The organism is Phreatobacter sp., assembly GCF_030691135.1.
Lineage (GTDB): Bacteria > Pseudomonadota > Alphaproteobacteria > Rhizobiales > Phreatobacteraceae > Phreatobacter.
This window is the reverse complement of record NZ_JAUYFA010000029.1, coordinates 29,237-45,890: the sequence shown is the minus strand read 5'-3', so window position 1 is coordinate 45,890 and position 16,654 is coordinate 29,237. Positions and strand designations below refer to the sequence as shown.

Here is a 16,654-nt window from a genome sequence, read left to right as displayed (position 1 = left end):
CTTGGGGAGCGGCCCCATGGGGGCGACAAGGTGAGAGCGCGGGCGAAGACCATGGCTGCCGCCGTGGCCGGTCGCGCCTGGCCGTTGGCAGGTGTCTGGCCCGGTCTCACCCTCGATGTCTGGAAAGGCCGCCTGCGGGCCTGGGGCGCGCTGGAGCTCGAACGTGGACGCGCCTTCCTGATGCTGCCGGTGGCGATGGGCGCCGGCATTCTCCTCTATTTCGCCGCGCCCGACGAGCCGGCTCTCGCCGCGCCGCTCACACTCCTCGCGGCGCTCTGCCTCGTCGCCTTCCGCCTTCGACAACGCTACGCGGCGTTCCTGGTCGTGTCGGCTCTGGCCGCCATGGCGGCGGGTTTTTCCTCCGCGACGCTGAAGACCCATTGGATGAAACACCCGGTCCTCGCCGCTGAAACCGGTGTCGTCCGTATCGAGGCCTGGGTCGAGGCGCTGGAGAAGCGGGAGGCAGGCGACCGTCTGACGCTGCATGTCACCGCGGTGAGCCCGGCACCCGACCGGATGCCCCAGCGGATCCGGGTCACCAGCCGGATGCGGACCGCCGTCGCCGTCGGACAGCCGGTCACGCTGATGGCGCGGCTGCGCCCGCCCGCCGATCCCGCGGCACCCGGACATTACGACTTCGGCCGCGATGCCTATTTCATGGGGCTCGGCGCCAGCGGCTTCGTCATCGGTGCGGTCACGGTCGGCGCCGCATCCGCTACCGGGAATCCGCCGTGGCCAGTGCGGCTGAGGGCCGGCCTCGACACCGTCAGGAGCGCCATCAGCACGCGGATCCGCGCCGCCATCCCAGGTCCGGCGGGTGCCATCGCCGACGCGCTGGTCACCGGCAAGCGCGACGGCATTCCCGAAGGCATCAACGAGGCGATGCGGGCCGCCGGCACATATCACATCCTGTCGATCTCCGGCTTCCACATGGCGCTGGTCGCGGCGCTGATCTTCGCCGTGGTGCGCGGCGGGCTCGCCCTGGTGCCGGCTCTGGCGCTGACCCGCCACGTGAAGGCCTGGGCGGCACTCGTCGCGCTTCTCGTCTCCACCGCCTATCTCGTCATATCCGGGGCGGAGGTGGCGACCCAGCGGTCGTGGATCATGATCGCCGTGGTTCTGCTCGGTGTCGCTCTCGACCGCGGCGCGCTGACGCTCAGGACTCTCGCGCTGGCGGCCGTCGCCGTCCTGGTGATCGCGCCGGAAAGTCTCCTCGGCCCAAGCTTCCAGATGTCCTTCGCGGCGACGCTGGCGCTCATTGCCGGCTATGTCACGCTGCGCCCCTGGGCCGAGCGGCAATCGGGTGATCCCGCCGGGTGGGGGCGATCCGTTCTCATCGTCACCAACGGTGTCATCGGGCTCGCCTCCAGTTCCTTCGTCGCCTCCCTGGCAACGACGCCCTATGCGGCCTTCCATTTCAACACGGTGCATCTCTACGGCGTCGCCGGAAACCTCCTCGGTGCGCCGATCATCGAGTTCTTCGTGATGCCGCTGCAGATCCTCGCACTGCTGCTCTGGCCCTTCGGCTGGGACAAGCCGATCTGGGCGCTGGCCGGCCTTGGCATCGATCTTTTCGTGCGCTCGGGCGAATGGGTGGCGTCCTGGCCGGGTGGCCGCATCATCGTGGCCTCGCTCCATCCGACCGGGTTGCTGACACTATCCGCCGGCTTCATCATCCTGGGGCTGTTCTCGACGCCGCTGCGCTGGCTCGGAGTGCCGGTCGTCGTGCTGGGCCTCCTCATCGCGCCGAACGGCCAGCGCCCGCTGCTCCTCATCGACGGGGAGGGGGCGACGGTCGCCGCCCGCGGGCCGGACGGCCGTCTGCGGGTCGTCTCGGCGCGGGGCAACCGTTTCGCCGTCCAACGCTGGCTGATCGGGGAAGCCGACCGGCGCAGTGCCAGCGACGAGACGCTGCAGGAAGGCGTCCGCTGCGATCCGCTCGGTTGTGCCATGCCGCTGGCGGGCGGCGGCCGGATCGCGGTGCCGCGTCACCCCGATGCCCTCTCGGACGATTGCCGCGAAGCGCGGATCGTCGTGACGCGGAACGATCCTCCGGCAGGCTGCGCCGCCATCGTCGTCGACCTGCGCGCCGTCGCCTGGACAGGGGCGCTGCGGATCCATGACGAACCCGCGGGCTGGCGGGTCGAAACCGCCCGGCCGGCGGGTGCCGACCGACCCTGGTTCAGGCCGCGACCGACCGGGGAGGTGCCGCCGGTCCTCAAAATTCCCGGGCGCGCCGAGCCGGCCGTTCCGGCAGGAAACGACCCGGAGGCGGAGACGATCCCAGACCTGGACGAGTCCGTTCCGGAGCCGGCTCAGTAAAAAGCCTCAGTAACGCCTGATCAGGCCGACCAGCTTGCCCTGGATCTGCACCCGGTCGGGACCCAGAACCCGCGTCTCATAGGCGGGGTTTGCCGCCTCGAGGGCGATCGAGGTTCCGCGCTTGCGCAGGCGCTTGAGGGTCGCCTCCTCGTCGTCGATCAGGGCGACGACGATATCGCCGGTCTCGGCGCTGTCACCCTTGCGAATCAGCGCGAGATCACCCTCCAGGATGCCCGCCTCGATCATGGAATCGCCCCTGACTTCGAGCGCATAATGTTCGCCGCGGGTCAGCATTTCCGGCGGAACCGATACGGTGGACATGCGCTGTTCGATCGCCTCGCGCGGCACGCCCGCGGCGATGCGGCCCATCAGCGGCACGGAAACCGGCATGACCACGTCGTCGTCCGGCGCCGAGGGGCGGGCGCGACCGAGCGAGCCTTCGATGACGCTCGGCGAGAATTTGCCACGGGCGGGACCGGCAGACTGTTCCGGCTGGCGAATCACTTCCAGCGCACGGGCCCTGTTGGGTAGCCGGCGAATGAAGCCCCGTTCCTCCAGCGCCGTGATCAGCCGGTGGATGCCTGACTTCGACTTCAGGTCGAGTGCTTCCTTCATCTCGTCGAAAGAGGGGGGCACGCCGCTTTCCTTCAGTCGCTCCTGGATGAAGCGGAGAAGTTCATGTTGCTTGCGCGTCAGCATCGGTTTCCGTCCCTGGATTTCATCGGCCCGACTCAGCCGAACAGACCATGAACAATCACTATTCGTTCTTTATGTGTTCCGCAACCGTTGATATCCGGTAAAGAGCGGGACTAGGGATCGAGCCGCAGGATCCGGCAGGGACTGCCCGCTGCCGCGGCCGGCGCGTGCGGCGGCCGGAGGATGAGGGCGTCGGCTTCGGCGAGCACCCGGATCATCGACGAGTCCTGGACCGGAAAGGGCGTCGCGACGAGGCGGCCGTCGCGGGTCGCAAGGGTTGCGCGCAGGTGATCGGCCCTGAGGTCGTTGGGGCCGACATCCGTGCCGAGAACCGCGTCCTCGGTCTCGTCGGTCCGGTCGGCGCGGCCAGCCAGGCGGAGCAGCAGCGGCCGCAGGAACAGGGTGGCACAGACGAAGGAGGCGACGGGATTGCCGGGCAGTCCGAGAAGGCGCATCGGGCCGAGATCGGCCATCATCAGGGGCTTGCCCGGACGCATCGCGATCTTCCAGAAGCCGGGTGCGGCGCCCTCAGCGGCGATCACTTCGCGCATCAGGTCATATTCGCCGACCGAGGCGCCGCCGGACGTCACGAGGACGTCGTGCCCCGTTTCTCGGGCGGCGCGCACGCGGGCAAGGGTCTCGTCCAGGCGGTCCGGCGCGATGCCGAGCATGGTGGGTTCACCACCGGCCCGCCGGACGATGGCGGCCAGCGCCAGCGCGTTCGAGGAGACGATCTGGTCCGGTCCCGGCGCCGTTCCCGGCTCCACCAGTTCGTCGCCGGTCGACAGGATGGCGACCCGCGGCCTGCGGTGCACGGGAACGTTGGCATGGTTCATGGCGGCGGCGAGGGCCAGGCGCCGCGGGTTCATCAGGGTGCCGGCCGCAAGGCCGGTGAGCCCTTCGGTGAAGTCGAGCCCGCGGCGTCGGATGAACTGGCCGTCGCGGGCAGCTCTGGCCATGACGACCTGGTCGCCCTCGCGCGCGGTGTCCTCCTGCATGACGATCGCATCGGCGCCGGCCGGCACCGGCGCGCCGGTGAAGATGCGCACGGCGGTTCCGGCGGTCACGGAACCGCCGAAGCCGCGGCCCGCCGCCGATTCCCCGATGACGGTGAGCTGCCCGGGCAGGTCGGCGCTGCGCACCGCATAGCCGTCCATCGACGACATGTCGTCCGGCGGCTGGCTGCGACCGGAGACGAGGTCACGGGTGAGGACACGGCCGTCGCAGGCGCCGACGGGGATCCACTCTTCCGGCAGGGGAGCGGCACCTGCCAGGACGCGGGCGAGCGCTTCTTCGACGGGAAGCAGCCCCGCCATGGCTCACTCCGCCCTGTAGGTGCCGGAGGCGCCGCCAGTCTTCTCGACGAGATGGACGGCCTCGATCCGCATGCCGCGGTCGACGGCCTTGACCATGTCGTAGACGGTCAGACAGGCGACGGAGACGGCAGTCAGGGCCTCCATCTCGACACCCGTCTGGCCCGAGACCTTGACGGTGGCGCTCACCCTGACGCCCGGCAGCGCGTCGTCCGGCGTGACGTCGACGGCGACCTTGGTCAGCAACAGCGGATGGCAGAGCGGGATGAGCTCATGAGTGCGCTTGGCGGCCATGATGCCGGCAAGGCGCGCCGTGCCGAGCACATCGCCCTTCTTGGCGTCGCCCGCCCGCACCAGCGCCAGGGTCTCCGGTTTCATCACCACCGCACCGACGGCGACCGCCGTGCGCTCGGTGGCCGGTTTGGCGGAGACGTCGACCATGTTGGCCGTGCCGCTCGCATCGAGGTGGGTGAGGGTGATCGACTGTGCCATGGATCGGACCTAGCGCCTCCGTGAACGCTCCGCAACGACCGTCACGACGCAACGTGGCCCGTGGGTGCGTCCGCTTCCGCCGCGGCCTGCCGGATGGCGCCGGCGATCGTCTCCGGCGCCTCGGCACCGGCGATGCCGTAGCGCCCGGCGACGATGAAGAAGGGGACGCCGGTGACGCCGATCTTCTGGGCCGAGGCATATTCACGGCGTATGCGCTCGATATCGGCCTCGGTCGACAACAGTTCCGCCAGAAGCGCACCGTCGAGACCGCAAGATTCCCCGATCGCGACGAGTTCAGCATCGTCGGCGAGGTTGCGGCCCTCGACGAAGAAGGCGGAGAACAGGGCCTCGACCACGCGGCCCTGGGTTTCCGGCGAGCGGGCCCACAGAATCAGGCGGTGCGCGTTCAGCGTGTTGGGGGCGACCGCGATGCGGTCGAAATCGAAGGCGATGCCCTCTACGGCGCCGATCCCGGTCAGCCTTTCGTGGATCTGCCGGATGCGTGCGGGATCGCCGAATTTGTCCAGCATGTATTGGCGCCGCGGCTTGCCCTCGGGCGGCAGGTCCGGCGCGAGCTGGTAGGGCCGCCAGTGGATCTCTGTCGCGATGTCGGGTGTCAGGGCCAGCGCCTTTTCCAGCCGGCGCTTGCCAACGAAGCACCAGGGGCAGACGACGTCTGACACGACGTCGATCGTCAGCGCGGGCGGGGTCGAGGATGGGGTGTCGGCCATGGCAGGCTCCCTGACAGAAAGCCCAGACTTAATACCCCGCGGCCGCGCGCGCCACGCTCAGGAGTTGTGCAAGGGCGGAATGGGCATCCCCGAGGGGATCGAGCAGCGGCTCGGGCTCACGTGGCCGCGTATCCTCGAAGGGCATCTGGGTGGCCTGCCGCGTGCCGCCGGGGATGGCGAGGGGCGTCACTCCGGTGTCGAGGAGCCGGTCGGCGAGCCCGGCGATCGCCCGGCCGTCACCGACGACGCCGGAGACGCGGTCGCCGAGCAGGGGATCGGGCCTGATGACCGGAGCGATCTCGCCGCCGGCCTCGACGTAGGCAGCGCGCAGCGCGCTTTCGGCGAAGCGGCGCCCGCCGATGGAGACCACCCCGGGCTCGCGCGAGCCGATGGCGACGCTCTTGCGGGCCTTGTCGGCGGCAGCCGGCAGGCCGGTGTCACGGAACCCGTCTTCGTCGATCGACCAGAACGGAGGCTGGCTGTTCTCGGCGCCGGGCGGGAAGGCGGAACGCGGCACCATGGCGCCGCGCACAGACAGGTGGCCTTCGGGGCAGACGCGGGTTTCGATCAGGATGGGCGACTGTCCGCCGCCGGACGTATGGGTGTCCGGTCCGAGCATCAGCGAGCCGGGCTGGCCCTTGAGAGCGCGTGCGACCGCGGTTTCGCCGATGCCGAGGAAGATGTCGACGGCGAGGCCTTCCGCCACAGCCTCGGCAAAGGCCTGCATCTCGACGGGCCGGCGCGAGAAGAGCGCCAGGTGGCGCAGTGCCGGGCGCCGGGCGAGGGGCGCGTTGACCACGGCGGCTGCCGCTGCGGCGGGCAGCACGGCATGGGTCGTGCCGTCGGGGGCCAGACGGTCGACGACGACGCGCAGCGCCAGCGGCGGATGGGCGATGAGGGTGCCGCCGGCCATGAGCCAGGGGATGATCTGCAGGGCGATGCCGGCGAAACAGTCAGGCGCGAGGGTCGCGGCGAAGACCGAGTGTTCGTCGGGGACACCGGCCATGAAGGCGGCGAGGCCTCCGGCGATCAGCTCATTGTGGCTGCGTGCGACTGCGATATGGCCTGCCGCTACCGCGTCGGTCGTGACCACCGCGACGTGGTCGGCGGGATTGTCGGGACGGGCGATCTCGACCCGTTCGGCCGCGACCGGCAGCGTCAGCACGTCGTCGAGCGGGATGACGCCGTCGAGGGCCGGTCCGCCGAGCGACAGGACGAAGCGGACGGAGAAGGTCTCGGCGGCGGCGAACCGCATCATGTCGGCGCAGTCCACCGGTCCGACGCGACCGGCGGTGAGGATGGCACGGGCGCCGGTCCGCTGGAGATGGGCCGATGTCTCGCGCCGTCCCCAGCCGAGCGGGACGGGAGCTGCGATGAGGCCGGCGCGCGACAGCGCGAGAAGGGCGATGACCGCGTCGCTCGACAGGGCGAACTGGGTCGCCACGACGGCGTCGGTGGGCAGACCCATGTCCCGCAGCCGTCCGGCGAGGGCGTCGACGAGGCCGTCGAGCTCGGCCCAGGACAGCTGGCGCGGCTCACCGCCGATGAGATGAGGCCGGTTGGGAGCGTCAGCGAGGGCTCGCGATTCGGGGCGGATTTCGGCGGCACGGCGCAGCAATCCGTCGAGCGTCACGCGACCTGCCACGCCCGGAGTCTTGCCCTTCTTGCCGCGCCCCAGAATCACTGTCTGTCAGCCCCACCAGCGTCACGCCGCCACCACGTCTCAACGAGATAGCCGAAAACGGATGATTCGGCAGGCATGCCGATGTAATTCCAGTGGGCAATCCACTGTGCCGGCTGGTGGAACAGCGGCACCCAGTAGAAGCCGGACGTCACCACCCGGTCGAGCGCCCGCGCCGCGGTGACGAGGTCCTCGCGCCGCCGGGCCTCGACGATCGCCGCAACCAGCCTGTCGACAGCCGGATCGGCGATGCCGGGCAGGTTGCGGCTGCCCGGCGAACGGCCGGCGGCGATACCCCAGTAGAAGGCCTGTTCGTTGCCCGGGGACAGCGAAGTGTTCCACCAGCGGTAGTCGGCCATGTCGAAATCATATTCACGCAGCCGTCGGTCATATTGCACGGCATCGACGTTGCGCACCGCCATCCGGATGCCGGCCCGCTGCAGGAAGCGCTGGTAAGTCAGGGCGAGCCGCTCCTGGTCGCGGGTCGCGACGAGGAACTCGAAGCTGAAGGGCTGGCCCGTCGCCGCGCTGCGCATGGCGCCGCCCTCGAGGCGCCAGCCGGCCGCCGCGAACAGGGCGATCGCCTGGCGCAGGCGGGTGCGGTCGCTGCCCGAGCCGTCGGAAACCGGCACCTGGTAGGTACCGTCGAGAATGTCGTCGCGGACCCTTGCGCCGGCATCGGCGAGAAGGCTGCGTTCCTCCGCACCGGCGGGCCTGCCGCGGGCGGAAAGCTCCGACCCCTCGAAGAGCGACTGGCTGCGCTCGAAACCGCCGGCATAGAGCGCGTGATTGGTCCATTCGAAGTCGAACAGCAGCCCCAGGGCCTCGCGCACCCTCACGTCCTGGAACACCGGACGCCGCGTGTTCATGGTCAGGCCGCGAATGCCCTTCGGCGTGCCGGGGCGCAGCGTCTCGCGCAGGATCCTGCCCTCGCGCATGGCGGGAAAGTCGTAGCCCGAGGTCCAGCGGCCGGGATCGGTTTCCACGCGGCTGTCGACCAGCCCCTTCTTGAAAGCCTCGAAGAGCGTGTTGCCGTCGCGATAGAATTCGAAGCGGATCTCGTCGAAATTGAACAGGCCGCGGTTGATGGCGAGGTCGCGGCCCCACCAGTTGGGGTCGCGCTTGAGGGACAGGCTCTCGCCCGCGCGGACCTCGCCCACCGTGTAGGGCCCGGAACCGACGAGCGGCTGCAGCGTCGTGTCCTCGAAGGTCGCGGGGTCGGTTGCGTGTTGCGGCAGGATCGGCATCAGGCCGAGAATCAGCGGCAGTTCGCGGTCGTTGGCCGCGGCGACATCGAAGCGGATCGTCTGCGCATCGATCAGGTCGACCTGGCGCACCTTGCGGTAATAGGCGCGGTGGTTGGGGCGGCCGCGCTCCCTGAGCAGCTCGAACGAAAAGCGGATGTCGGCGGCCGTCACCGGGCGTCCATCGGAAAAGCGGGCGCGCGGATCGACGTGGAAGATGATCCATGAGCGGTCGTCCGGCACTTCGAGCCCCGCCGCGATCTGCGGGTAGAGGGTGAAGGGCTCGTCGTAGGAGCGTGCCAGCAGGGTCTCGTGGATATACTGGCGGGCGCCGGGGACCGGCAGGCCCCGGACGACGAAAGGATTGAGCGTATCGAAAGTCCCCTGCACGCCGAGGACGATGCGGCCGCCCTTGGGGGCGTCGGGGTTCACGTAGCGTCGGTGGGCAGCATCTGGCGCTGCGGCGGGCTCGCCATGCATGGCGATGGCCGGGCGGATCGGAGCGCGCGGAAAGTCCGCAGCCGCCTCTGATGGCGCGCCCGAACCCGTCACCAGAACGGCGAGGGCGAGGCCGGGGAGGAGAAAGCGGTGCAGCATTGGGGGTCCGTTGGGTTGGCCGCTTTGGTCCCTAGCATGAAGGACCCGTGATTCCGGCTTTTCAACGGGCCGGCGAGCCGCTATTGAGCGCGGCGAGGGACAGCGCCACCATGTCGCCACGTTCGGCAGCGACACAGCGCGTCCGTATCCGACCCATTCAAGGTCCGGCCCGTCAGGCTCCGGCTTGCGCTACGGACACGATCGAAAGGACCTTTCATGTCGATCTCCGCCAAAGCTGCGGTTCGCGTCGGTGCCGGCCTCGCTCTTGCGCTGATGCCCGCCCTCGCGTTCGCCCAGGCGCCGGCCACCCAGGCCCCCCAGCGCCCGGCGCAGCGTCCCGCTCAGCCGGCTCCCGCTCCGGCGGCTCCGGCAGCGCCCGCTGCCGCCGCCGCCAACGCGCAGGAGAATCTCGGCGCGATCCAGACGCCGTGGGTGAAGCTCTGCGATCAGGTCCCGACCGACGAGCGCACGCCGCCGACCACCAAGAAGCTCTGCATGGTCGTGCAGGAAACCCGCGCCGAGACCGGCCAGATGCTCGCCTCGGTGCAGATCCGTGACCTCGAGGGCGAGAAGCCGCGGCTGATCATCGCCGTGCCGGTCGGCATGTCGCTTCAGCCTGGCATCCGCGTCGTGCTCGAGGGGCCGGGACAGCCGCAGCCGCAGGCCATGCGCTACGAGGTCTGCCTGCCCAACGCCTGTTTCGCGCAGATGGAACTCCCGCCGGAATTCCTGACCCGGATGAAGCGTTCGACGAACCTCAACATCCAGGTCGTCAACATGAACAACCGTGCGATCTCGCTCGGCATGTCGCTGCAGGGTTTCCAGGCTTCATATGACGGCGAGCCGGTCGACCCGAGGGCCTATGAGGAGAGCCAGCGTCGCCTGCAGGCCGAATTGCAGCGCCGCGGCGAGGAAGCCCAGCGCCGTCTGCAGGAGCAGCAGCAGCGCCAGCCTGGCGCGATGCCCGGCGCGGTTCCGGTTCCCGGTGCCCCTGCCGGCATGCAGCCGCTGGCGCCGCCCCAGCGCTGACGTCAGCGATTACCCGATATCGCAGGGCGCGGGCCGGTCCCGCGCCCATTTTGTTGGCGTCGCATCCGCCGTTCCACGGGATTGTGCGGTGCAAACCGCTCCTGTAGCGCTGGTCGCAACGAGGAGTGGGACATGAAGCTGCCGCGCAACGTGTACAAGCCGCTGGCGATCGGGGCGCCGGAACCCTACCGGGATCTGCCGGTGCGACTGGAGCGGATGATCCATTTCGTGCCGCCGCACATCGAGAAGGTGCGGGCGAAAGTGCCGGAGCTGGTGAAGAGCGTCGACGCCGTGCTCGGCAATCTCGAGGACGCCATTCCGCTCGATGCCAAGGAAGCCGCCCGCGCCGGCTTCATCGAGATGGTGCAGGCCACCGATTTCGGCACGACCAGCGTCTGGACCCGCGTCAACGCACTCAACTCTCCGTGGATTCTCGATGATCTGACGCAGATCGTCGCGGCGGTCGGCGACAAGCTCGACGTCGTCATGCTACCGAAGGTGGAGGGGGCCTGGGACATCCACTATCTCGACCAGTTGCTGGCCCAGCTCGAGGCGCGCCACCGAGTCAAGAAGCCCATCCTGATCCATGCCATCCTGGAGACGGCCGAGGGCGTTAAGAATGTCGAGGAGATCGCTTCGGCGTCGCCGCGCATGCACGGCATGAGCCTCGGGCCGGCCGACCTCGCGGCATCGCGCGCCATGAAGACGACGCGCGTCGGCGGTGGCCATCCCGACTACAAGGTCGTCGCCGATCCCGGCGGGGAGGGGCCGCGCGCCGTCTACCAGCAGGATCTCTGGCACTACACGATCGCCAAGATGGTCGATGCCTGCGCCGCCAACGGCCTCAAGGCCTTCTATGGTCCGTTCGGCGATTTCTCCGACCCGGTCGCCTGCGAAACCCAGTTCCGCAACGCCTTCCTCATGGGCTGTGCCGGCGCCTGGACGTTGCACCCCTCGCAGATCGACATCGCCAAGCGCGTCTTCTCCCCCGATCCCGATGAGGTCGCCTTCGCCGCGCGCATCCTCGCCGCCATGCCCAACGGCTCCGGCGCCGTCATGATCGACGGCAAGATGCAGGACGATGCGACCTGGAAACAGGCCAAGGTGATTGTCGATCTCGCCCGGATCGTCGCCGCCAGGGACCCCGACTTCGCGACGCGCTATGCGATCTGAGTTCGGGCGGCGACCGTAGACGGACAGTAATCCGCGTTGACACGGCGGCAACATGCCGCTTTTCTCGCGCGCCCAGAAACACCACCGTCGCAAGGGACCGTGACAGGCGTGATCGACAAGCTACGGCAAGCCAAGTTCAAGATCGGTCAGATCGTGAAGCACCGGATCCATCCGTTCCGGGGCGTCGTGTTCGACGTCGATCCGACCTTCGCCAATACGGACGAGTGGTACGAGGCCATCCCGGCCGAAATGCGCCCGTCCAAGGACCAGCCCTTCTACCATCTCTTCGCTGAGAACGAGGTGACGGAGTACATCGCCTATGTTTCCGAGCAGAACCTGCTCGTCGACACCAGCGGCGATCCCATCCGTCATCCGCAGGTGGACGAGGTCTTCGAACGCGATCCCGACGGCGAATATCGTGTGAAGCGGACCGGGCTGCATTGATTTCGACCATTGGCGGCGTTGACCTCGGCGGTCCTGCCCAGTAGCGGTCGCTGACCTCCGGCCGCGCGGCGATCCATTCATGCTCCAGGTTCTTAACCTCGCCATGCCGTTCTTCGGCCTGATCGCGCTCGGCTTCTTCACCGCGCGGTACAAGGCCTGGAAAGGCACGCCGATTTCCGAGGCGGGCCTCGGCTGGATGAACTTTTTCCTCATCTATATCGCGCTGCCCGCGCTGTTCTTCCGCATCCTTGCCCAGACGCCGCTGGAGAAGCTGAACAACGTGCCCTTCGTGGTTGGCACGACCTTCGCGACCTTCGCGGTTTTCGTGCTCGGCTTCGCCTATGTGGCGTGGCGGTCCGGCGGCAACACCGGCCATTCCACTGTCGCCGGGGTCGCCGCCGCCTATGGCAATATCGGCTATATGGGGCCGGGCCTCGCCTTCTCGACGATCGGCGCCGAGGCGGCGGCTCCGGTCGCCCTGATCTTCTGCTTCGACAACATCCTGCTGTTCTCGCTCGTGCCGCTCCTGATGGCGCTCGACGGCACCGCGCGACGCTCGATCCTGTCGGTGATCGGCGAAGTCCTGGTCAAGATCGCCACGCATCCCTTCATCCTGGCGACCGTGGCCGGTGTCATCTCGGCCTTCCTGCAAATCCAGCCGCCGGAAATGCTCGACCGGCTGCTGGCCTTCCTGCAGAACGCGGCGGCGCCGGTGGCGCTGTTCACGCTCGGCGTCACCGTCGCCCTGCGCATGGAAAGCTTTACAGCGCTGGCGCGGGTCGCCGCCGCCATCTCGCCGATCCTCGCCCTGAAGCTGCTGATCCACCCGGCGCTGGTGATACTGATCCTGTCGCTGATCGGGACGTTCGAGCCGTCATGGGTCTATGCCGCGGCGCTGATGGCCTGTCTGCCGCCGGCGCTGAACGTGTTCATCATCGCCCGGCAGTACGACACCTTCGTCGAGGAGGCCTCGAACGCCGTTCTCCTTGGCACGGTGATTTCGGTCGGCACGCTGACGACCGTGCTATACCTCGTGAAGAACGAGCTCCTGCCCATCAATATCTTCACGCCCTGAGCCTTCAGGCGGCGTCTCGCGCCTCGGGCCGCATCAGGCGCGGCGACGCGTTCGACGGCTGCAGGCCCTCGCGCATGAAGGCCCGCCGGAGAGGTCCGATCTGGTCGAGGAACCAGAGGCCGGCGCCGCGTACCAGGTGGACCGGCATGAAGGACGACAGCAGCGAGCGGTTGAGCACGTCGATGGCGAAGGTGCGGCTGACGATGTCGGCGCGCCGCGCCCGGTCATAGGCGTCCATGGCGCGCGGCCCGCCCAGCTTTTCGCCGGACGCGCGCGCCTCAGCAAGGCAATCTGCGAGGGCAGCCCCGTCGCGCATCCCGAGGTTGAGGCCCTGTGCCCCGATCGGCGGCACCACATGGGCGGCCTCGCCGACGAGGGCGGCATGGGGCACCGCGAAGCGGCGCGGCGTGATCGAGGCGAGATCGTAGCGACCGCGGCCGGGTTCCACCGTGACCTTGCCGAGGATCGCCTGCGACCGCTTCTCGATCATGCGGGCGAAGGCTGCGTCGTCGAGGGCGAGGAGCGTGTCGGCCTCGCGGGGCGTCACCACGCAGACCAGGCTCGAACGGTCGCCCGGCAGCGGCACCAGGGTGAACGGGCCGGTCGGCGTATGAAATTCGGTCGAGACGTCGCCATGGGGGCGGCTGTGACGGAAGGTCGCCGTCACCGCGGTCTGCGGATAGCGGGTCATGACGACGTCGATGCCGGCAGCGGCACGGACCGCCGACCGGCGTCCGTCGGCGCCGGCGACGACGGCGGCTGAGAGCGCTTCGCCGGAAGCGAGGGTGAGGGTGGCGCCGCCGGTGAGGTCGACGCCGGTCACCATGCCGTCGATCAGCGTGATGCCGCGTTCGCGGGCGCCGGCGAGCAGCACCCGGCCGATATCGTCGTTGGCGATGTTGTAGCCGAAGGCGTCGAGGCCGATCTCGCTGGACCGCCCTTCGAAGAGCGGCGCCCTCAGGAGGCTGCCCGTCGCATCGACCAGCCGCATTACCCGCAGCGGCGCGGCATGGGGCAGAAGCTGCTCCCAGACGCCGAGGCGCTTCAGGGCGAGAACCGAGCCGTCGAGCAGGGCGGAGGTGCGCCGGTCGCGCGTCGATTCCGGCAGGGCGCCGACGACGGCGATGCGGAACCCGGCCTCATCGAGGGCAAGCGCTGCGAAGAGTCCCGCGGGGCCTGCTCCGACCACGACGACGTCGAATGGAGTATGCTTCGCGCTCTCGCTCATGCGTCTTGACGCCCGATACTGTACCGATCCGCTCTCCTACCATCTGGTGCTGCGCGGCCCAAGGTCCAAGACGCTGCGGCGGGGGCAACCGATCACGAAAGGATGAAGATGGCCGTGGGAAACTGGGCAAAGGGAGCCGGCGCGGCCTTTGCCGTCCATGCGTTCACGGCATCTGGGGCCGTGCTCGGCCTCCTCGCGCTGCAGGCGGCCTCGGACCGGCGTTTCGATGCGGTCTTTCTGTGGCTTGGCCTCGCTCTTGTCGTCGACGGGATCGACGGCACCATCGCCCGCCGGGTTGGCGTCGCCGAGCGCCTGCCGCGCTACTCAGGTGAGATCCTCGATCTCGTGGTCGATTTTCTCACCTATGTGGTCGTGCCGGCCTATGTGCTGGTCATTGCCGGGATCGTGCCGGCGGTGCTCATCTGGCCGCTCGCGGCGGCGATTCTCGTTTCCTCGGCCTTCTATTTCGCCGATACCGCGATGAAGACCCCCGACGGCGGGTTCCGCGGCTTCCCGGCGATCTGGAACGTCGCGGTTTTCCTCCTGCTGGTCTTCGGACTGCCGCCGCTGGCCAATGCCGGCATCATCGCGGGGCTCGTCGTGGCGACCTTCGCGCCCTTCGTCTTCGTCCACCCGTTCCGCGTCGTCCGCTTCCGGCCGGTGACCATCGCGGTGCTCGCGCTGTGGATGCTGGCGGCGAGCCTGTCGGTCGCCGCGGGTCTCGCCCCGCCGCTCTGGGTAACGGTCGTCCTCGCCTTGACGACGGCCTATCTCGGCCTGATCGGCCTCGCCCTGCGCGCGCCCGTCAGGTGAAGGCGAGCCGCGCCTCGGCCGCGGAAGTCGCCGCCTCCAGCGTCCGGGCGATGGTGACGCGCGGCTCGGCGATGCCGAAATGGGCGAGCGTCGCCTGCGCCGCCGGGCGAGGCCCGGCGATCACCACCCGCGTGCCGGCTCGCTCGAGCTTGTGGACGAAGCTCTCCAGCGTGTTGGCACCGGTGGTGTCGAGGAACGGCACATCGGTCATGTCGAGGATGAAGATGGCCGGCGGATCGCCGATCCGGTCGAAGACCGAGGCGACGGTCGCCGCCGCGCCGAAGAAGAAGGCGCCGTTCAGGTGATAGGTAACGATCCGGCGATCCGTGCCGCGCGCCGCCGCGGCAGCCGGTCCCTGGCCGTCGGCGCCGTCGGCGACGTCCTCGTCGAAGAGGCGCACCTTGCTGTCGACCGCCATGGCATCCGCCATCCTGTGCATGAACAGCAGCGAGCCGAGGACGATGCCGACGCCGATCCCCGCCGTCAGGTCGACGAAGACGGTCAGCAGGAAGGCGGCGAGGAGCACCAGCGCATCACCCGGAGAGGCGCGCAGCAGCACGGCGAATTCGCGCTTCTCCGCCATGTTCCAGGCGACGATGGCGAGGACGCCGGCGAGGGCGGCGAGCGGCACATAGCTCATAAGACCGCCGGCCAGGCTGAGGAAGACCAGCAGAAACACCGCATGGAAAATGCCGGCGACGGGCCCGCGCGCACCGGCGCGCACGTTGGTCGCGGTGCGGGCGATCGTCCCGGTCACAGGCAGGCCGCCGAAAAGGGCCGAGGCAATGTTGGCGACGCCCTGCGCCACCAGTTCGCAATTGGAGCGATGGCGCCGCCCCGTCATGCCGTCGGCGACGACCGCCGAGAGGAGCGATTCGATCCCACCGAGCATGGCGAAGGCGATGGCCGGCACGATCAGCTCGCGGACCCGGGCGATGGAGAGGCCCGGAAGCCCGTTGAAGCCGATGCCGGTGGGAAGGGCACCGAAGCGCGAACCGATCGTCTCGACGGGCAGCGCGAAGAGCGCCGTCGCGGCGCCACCGAGGACCACCGCCACCAGCATGCCGGGAATTGCGGGGCGCCAGCGCTTGAGCGCCAGAATGCCGCCGATGGCCGCCACGGCGATCACCACCGCGACGGGGTTGACCGTCGGCAGGGCCTGCCAGAGCGCCGGCAGCTTGTGCAGCATTTCTGCCGGTTCAGGCCCGGCGAGCCTCAGCCCGAGGAGGTCGCGGATCTGACTGACGAAGATGATCACGGCGATGCCGGCGGTGAAGCCGACCGTCACGGGATAGGGGATGTACTTGATATAGGTTCCGAGCCGCAGGAACCCGACTGCGACCAGCATGATCCCCGCCATAAAGGTGGCGATCACCAGCCCGTCATAGCCGTGGATAGCGATCGTCGAGGCGACCAGCGGAATGAAGGCGCCCGCCGGGCCGCCGATCTGGAACCGCGAGCCGCCGAGAGCCGAGATCAGGAAACCGCCGACGATGGCGGTGATCAGGCCCTTGTCGGGTGTCGCGCCGGAGGCGATGGCTATCGCCATGGAGAGCGGTAGGGCGACGATGGCGACGGTCAGGCCCGCCACCGCATCGGTGCGCAGGTCCTTCAGGCCGTAACCTTCCCGCAGAACCGTCACCAGTTTCGGGGTGAACAGGTCGCGGAAGGACGCGTGGGGTGTGACGGTTGGCGTCATGAGCCGTTTCGGCAGGGGGTCCCGCGACCCTAGGCGCCTGCACCGCGACGCTGCGTCCGCACAAATACGTGCATCCTGCGACAGGACAGCTATTCTTTTTGCGGTGCAAAGCCGGCA

General features: G+C 69.0%; 14 protein-coding genes. 6 read left to right on the top strand and 8 right to left on the bottom strand.

Translation table 11 applies throughout. The annotated features are described in order from the left end of the window. The first annotated feature begins 51 nt into the window (after positions 1-51). Positions 52-2,322 carry a ComEC/Rec2 family competence protein gene (locus tag Q8O26_RS04325; RefSeq protein ID WP_305573832.1) on the top strand — a complete coding sequence of 757 codons (2,271 nt, stop codon included), beginning with the start codon at positions 52-54 and terminating at the stop codon, positions 2,320-2,322. A gap of 6 nt (positions 2,323-2,328) precedes the next feature. Here Q8O26_RS04325 and lexA read toward each other — a convergent pair whose 3' ends face one another. The 6 genes from lexA to Q8O26_RS04295 form a co-directional block, all read right to left on the bottom strand. Then, positions 2,329-3,021, bottom strand: coding sequence for a transcriptional repressor LexA (gene lexA / locus Q8O26_RS04320; protein ID WP_305573830.1), 693 nt, complete (start codon positions 3,019-3,021; stop codon positions 2,329-2,331). 110 nt (positions 3,022-3,131) lie between these two features. Then, complete coding sequence (gene glp, locus Q8O26_RS04315) at positions 3,132-4,334, bottom strand: gephyrin-like molybdotransferase Glp (RefSeq protein WP_305573828.1); 1,203 nt, start codon at positions 4,332-4,334, stop codon at positions 3,132-3,134. A gap of 3 nt (positions 4,335-4,337) precedes the next feature. After that, the gene (gene moaC / locus Q8O26_RS04310) at positions 4,338-4,823 is read right to left on the bottom strand and encodes a cyclic pyranopterin monophosphate synthase MoaC (RefSeq protein WP_305573826.1); all 486 of its coding nucleotides are present in this window, start codon (positions 4,821-4,823) and stop codon (positions 4,338-4,340) included. A gap of 41 nt (positions 4,824-4,864) precedes the next feature. After that, positions 4,865-5,554, bottom strand: a complete 690-nt coding sequence (locus Q8O26_RS04305) for a DsbA family oxidoreductase (RefSeq protein WP_305573824.1) — start codon at positions 5,552-5,554, stop codon at positions 4,865-4,867. A 28-nt stretch (positions 5,555-5,582) separates the two neighbouring features. Then, positions 5,583-7,199, bottom strand: coding sequence for an AMP-binding protein (locus Q8O26_RS04300; RefSeq protein ID WP_305573822.1), 1,617 nt, complete (start codon positions 7,197-7,199; stop codon positions 5,583-5,585). A gap of 35 nt (positions 7,200-7,234) precedes the next feature. Beyond that, positions 7,235-9,076: an extracellular solute-binding protein gene (locus tag Q8O26_RS04295; protein ID WP_305573821.1), complete on the bottom strand. Its 1,842-nt coding sequence runs from the start codon at positions 9,074-9,076 to the stop codon at positions 7,235-7,237. A 216-nt stretch (positions 9,077-9,292) separates the two neighbouring features. On the opposite strand from Q8O26_RS04295, the gene Q8O26_RS04290 reads away from it, so the two are divergent. The 4 genes from Q8O26_RS04290 (at position 9,293) to Q8O26_RS04275 (ending at position 12,797) form a co-directional block, all read left to right on the top strand. After that, complete coding sequence (locus Q8O26_RS04290) at positions 9,293-10,105, top strand: invasion associated locus B family protein (protein WP_305573819.1); 813 nt, start codon at positions 9,293-9,295, stop codon at positions 10,103-10,105. 132 nt (positions 10,106-10,237) lie between these two features. Further along, positions 10,238-11,278, top strand: a complete 1,041-nt coding sequence (locus Q8O26_RS04285; protein WP_305573817.1) for a CoA ester lyase — start codon at positions 10,238-10,240, stop codon at positions 11,276-11,278. A 108-nt stretch (positions 11,279-11,386) separates the two neighbouring features. After that, on the top strand, positions 11,387-11,722 hold the full coding sequence (gene hspQ, locus Q8O26_RS04280; protein ID WP_305573815.1) for a heat shock protein HspQ: 336 nt from the start codon (positions 11,387-11,389) through the stop codon (positions 11,720-11,722). A gap of 79 nt (positions 11,723-11,801) precedes the next feature. Next, a complete protein-coding gene (locus tag Q8O26_RS04275; protein ID WP_305573813.1) occupies positions 11,802-12,797 on the top strand; it encodes an AEC family transporter in 996 nt (331 codons plus the stop codon). Between the two features lie 4 nt (positions 12,798-12,801). Here the strand turns inward: Q8O26_RS04275 and Q8O26_RS04270 are convergent, their stop codons facing one another. Then, positions 12,802-14,025 (bottom strand): UbiH/UbiF family hydroxylase, encoded by a 1,224-nt coding sequence (locus Q8O26_RS04270; RefSeq protein ID WP_305573812.1) that lies wholly within the window; start codon positions 14,023-14,025, stop codon positions 12,802-12,804. Between the two features lie 114 nt (positions 14,026-14,139). On the opposite strand from Q8O26_RS04270, the gene Q8O26_RS04265 reads away from it, so the two are divergent. Then, entirely contained in the window at positions 14,140-14,838 is a 699-nt protein-coding gene (locus Q8O26_RS04265; protein ID WP_305573810.1) for a phosphatidylcholine/phosphatidylserine synthase, read from the top strand. Here Q8O26_RS04265 and Q8O26_RS04260 read toward each other — a convergent pair. Then, positions 14,831-16,537 carry a SulP family inorganic anion transporter gene (locus tag Q8O26_RS04260; protein WP_305573808.1) on the bottom strand — a complete coding sequence of 569 codons (1,707 nt, stop codon included), beginning with the start codon at positions 16,535-16,537 and terminating at the stop codon, positions 14,831-14,833. The genes Q8O26_RS04265 and Q8O26_RS04260 overlap by 8 nt on opposite strands. Positions 16,538-16,654: the final 117 nt, after the last annotated feature.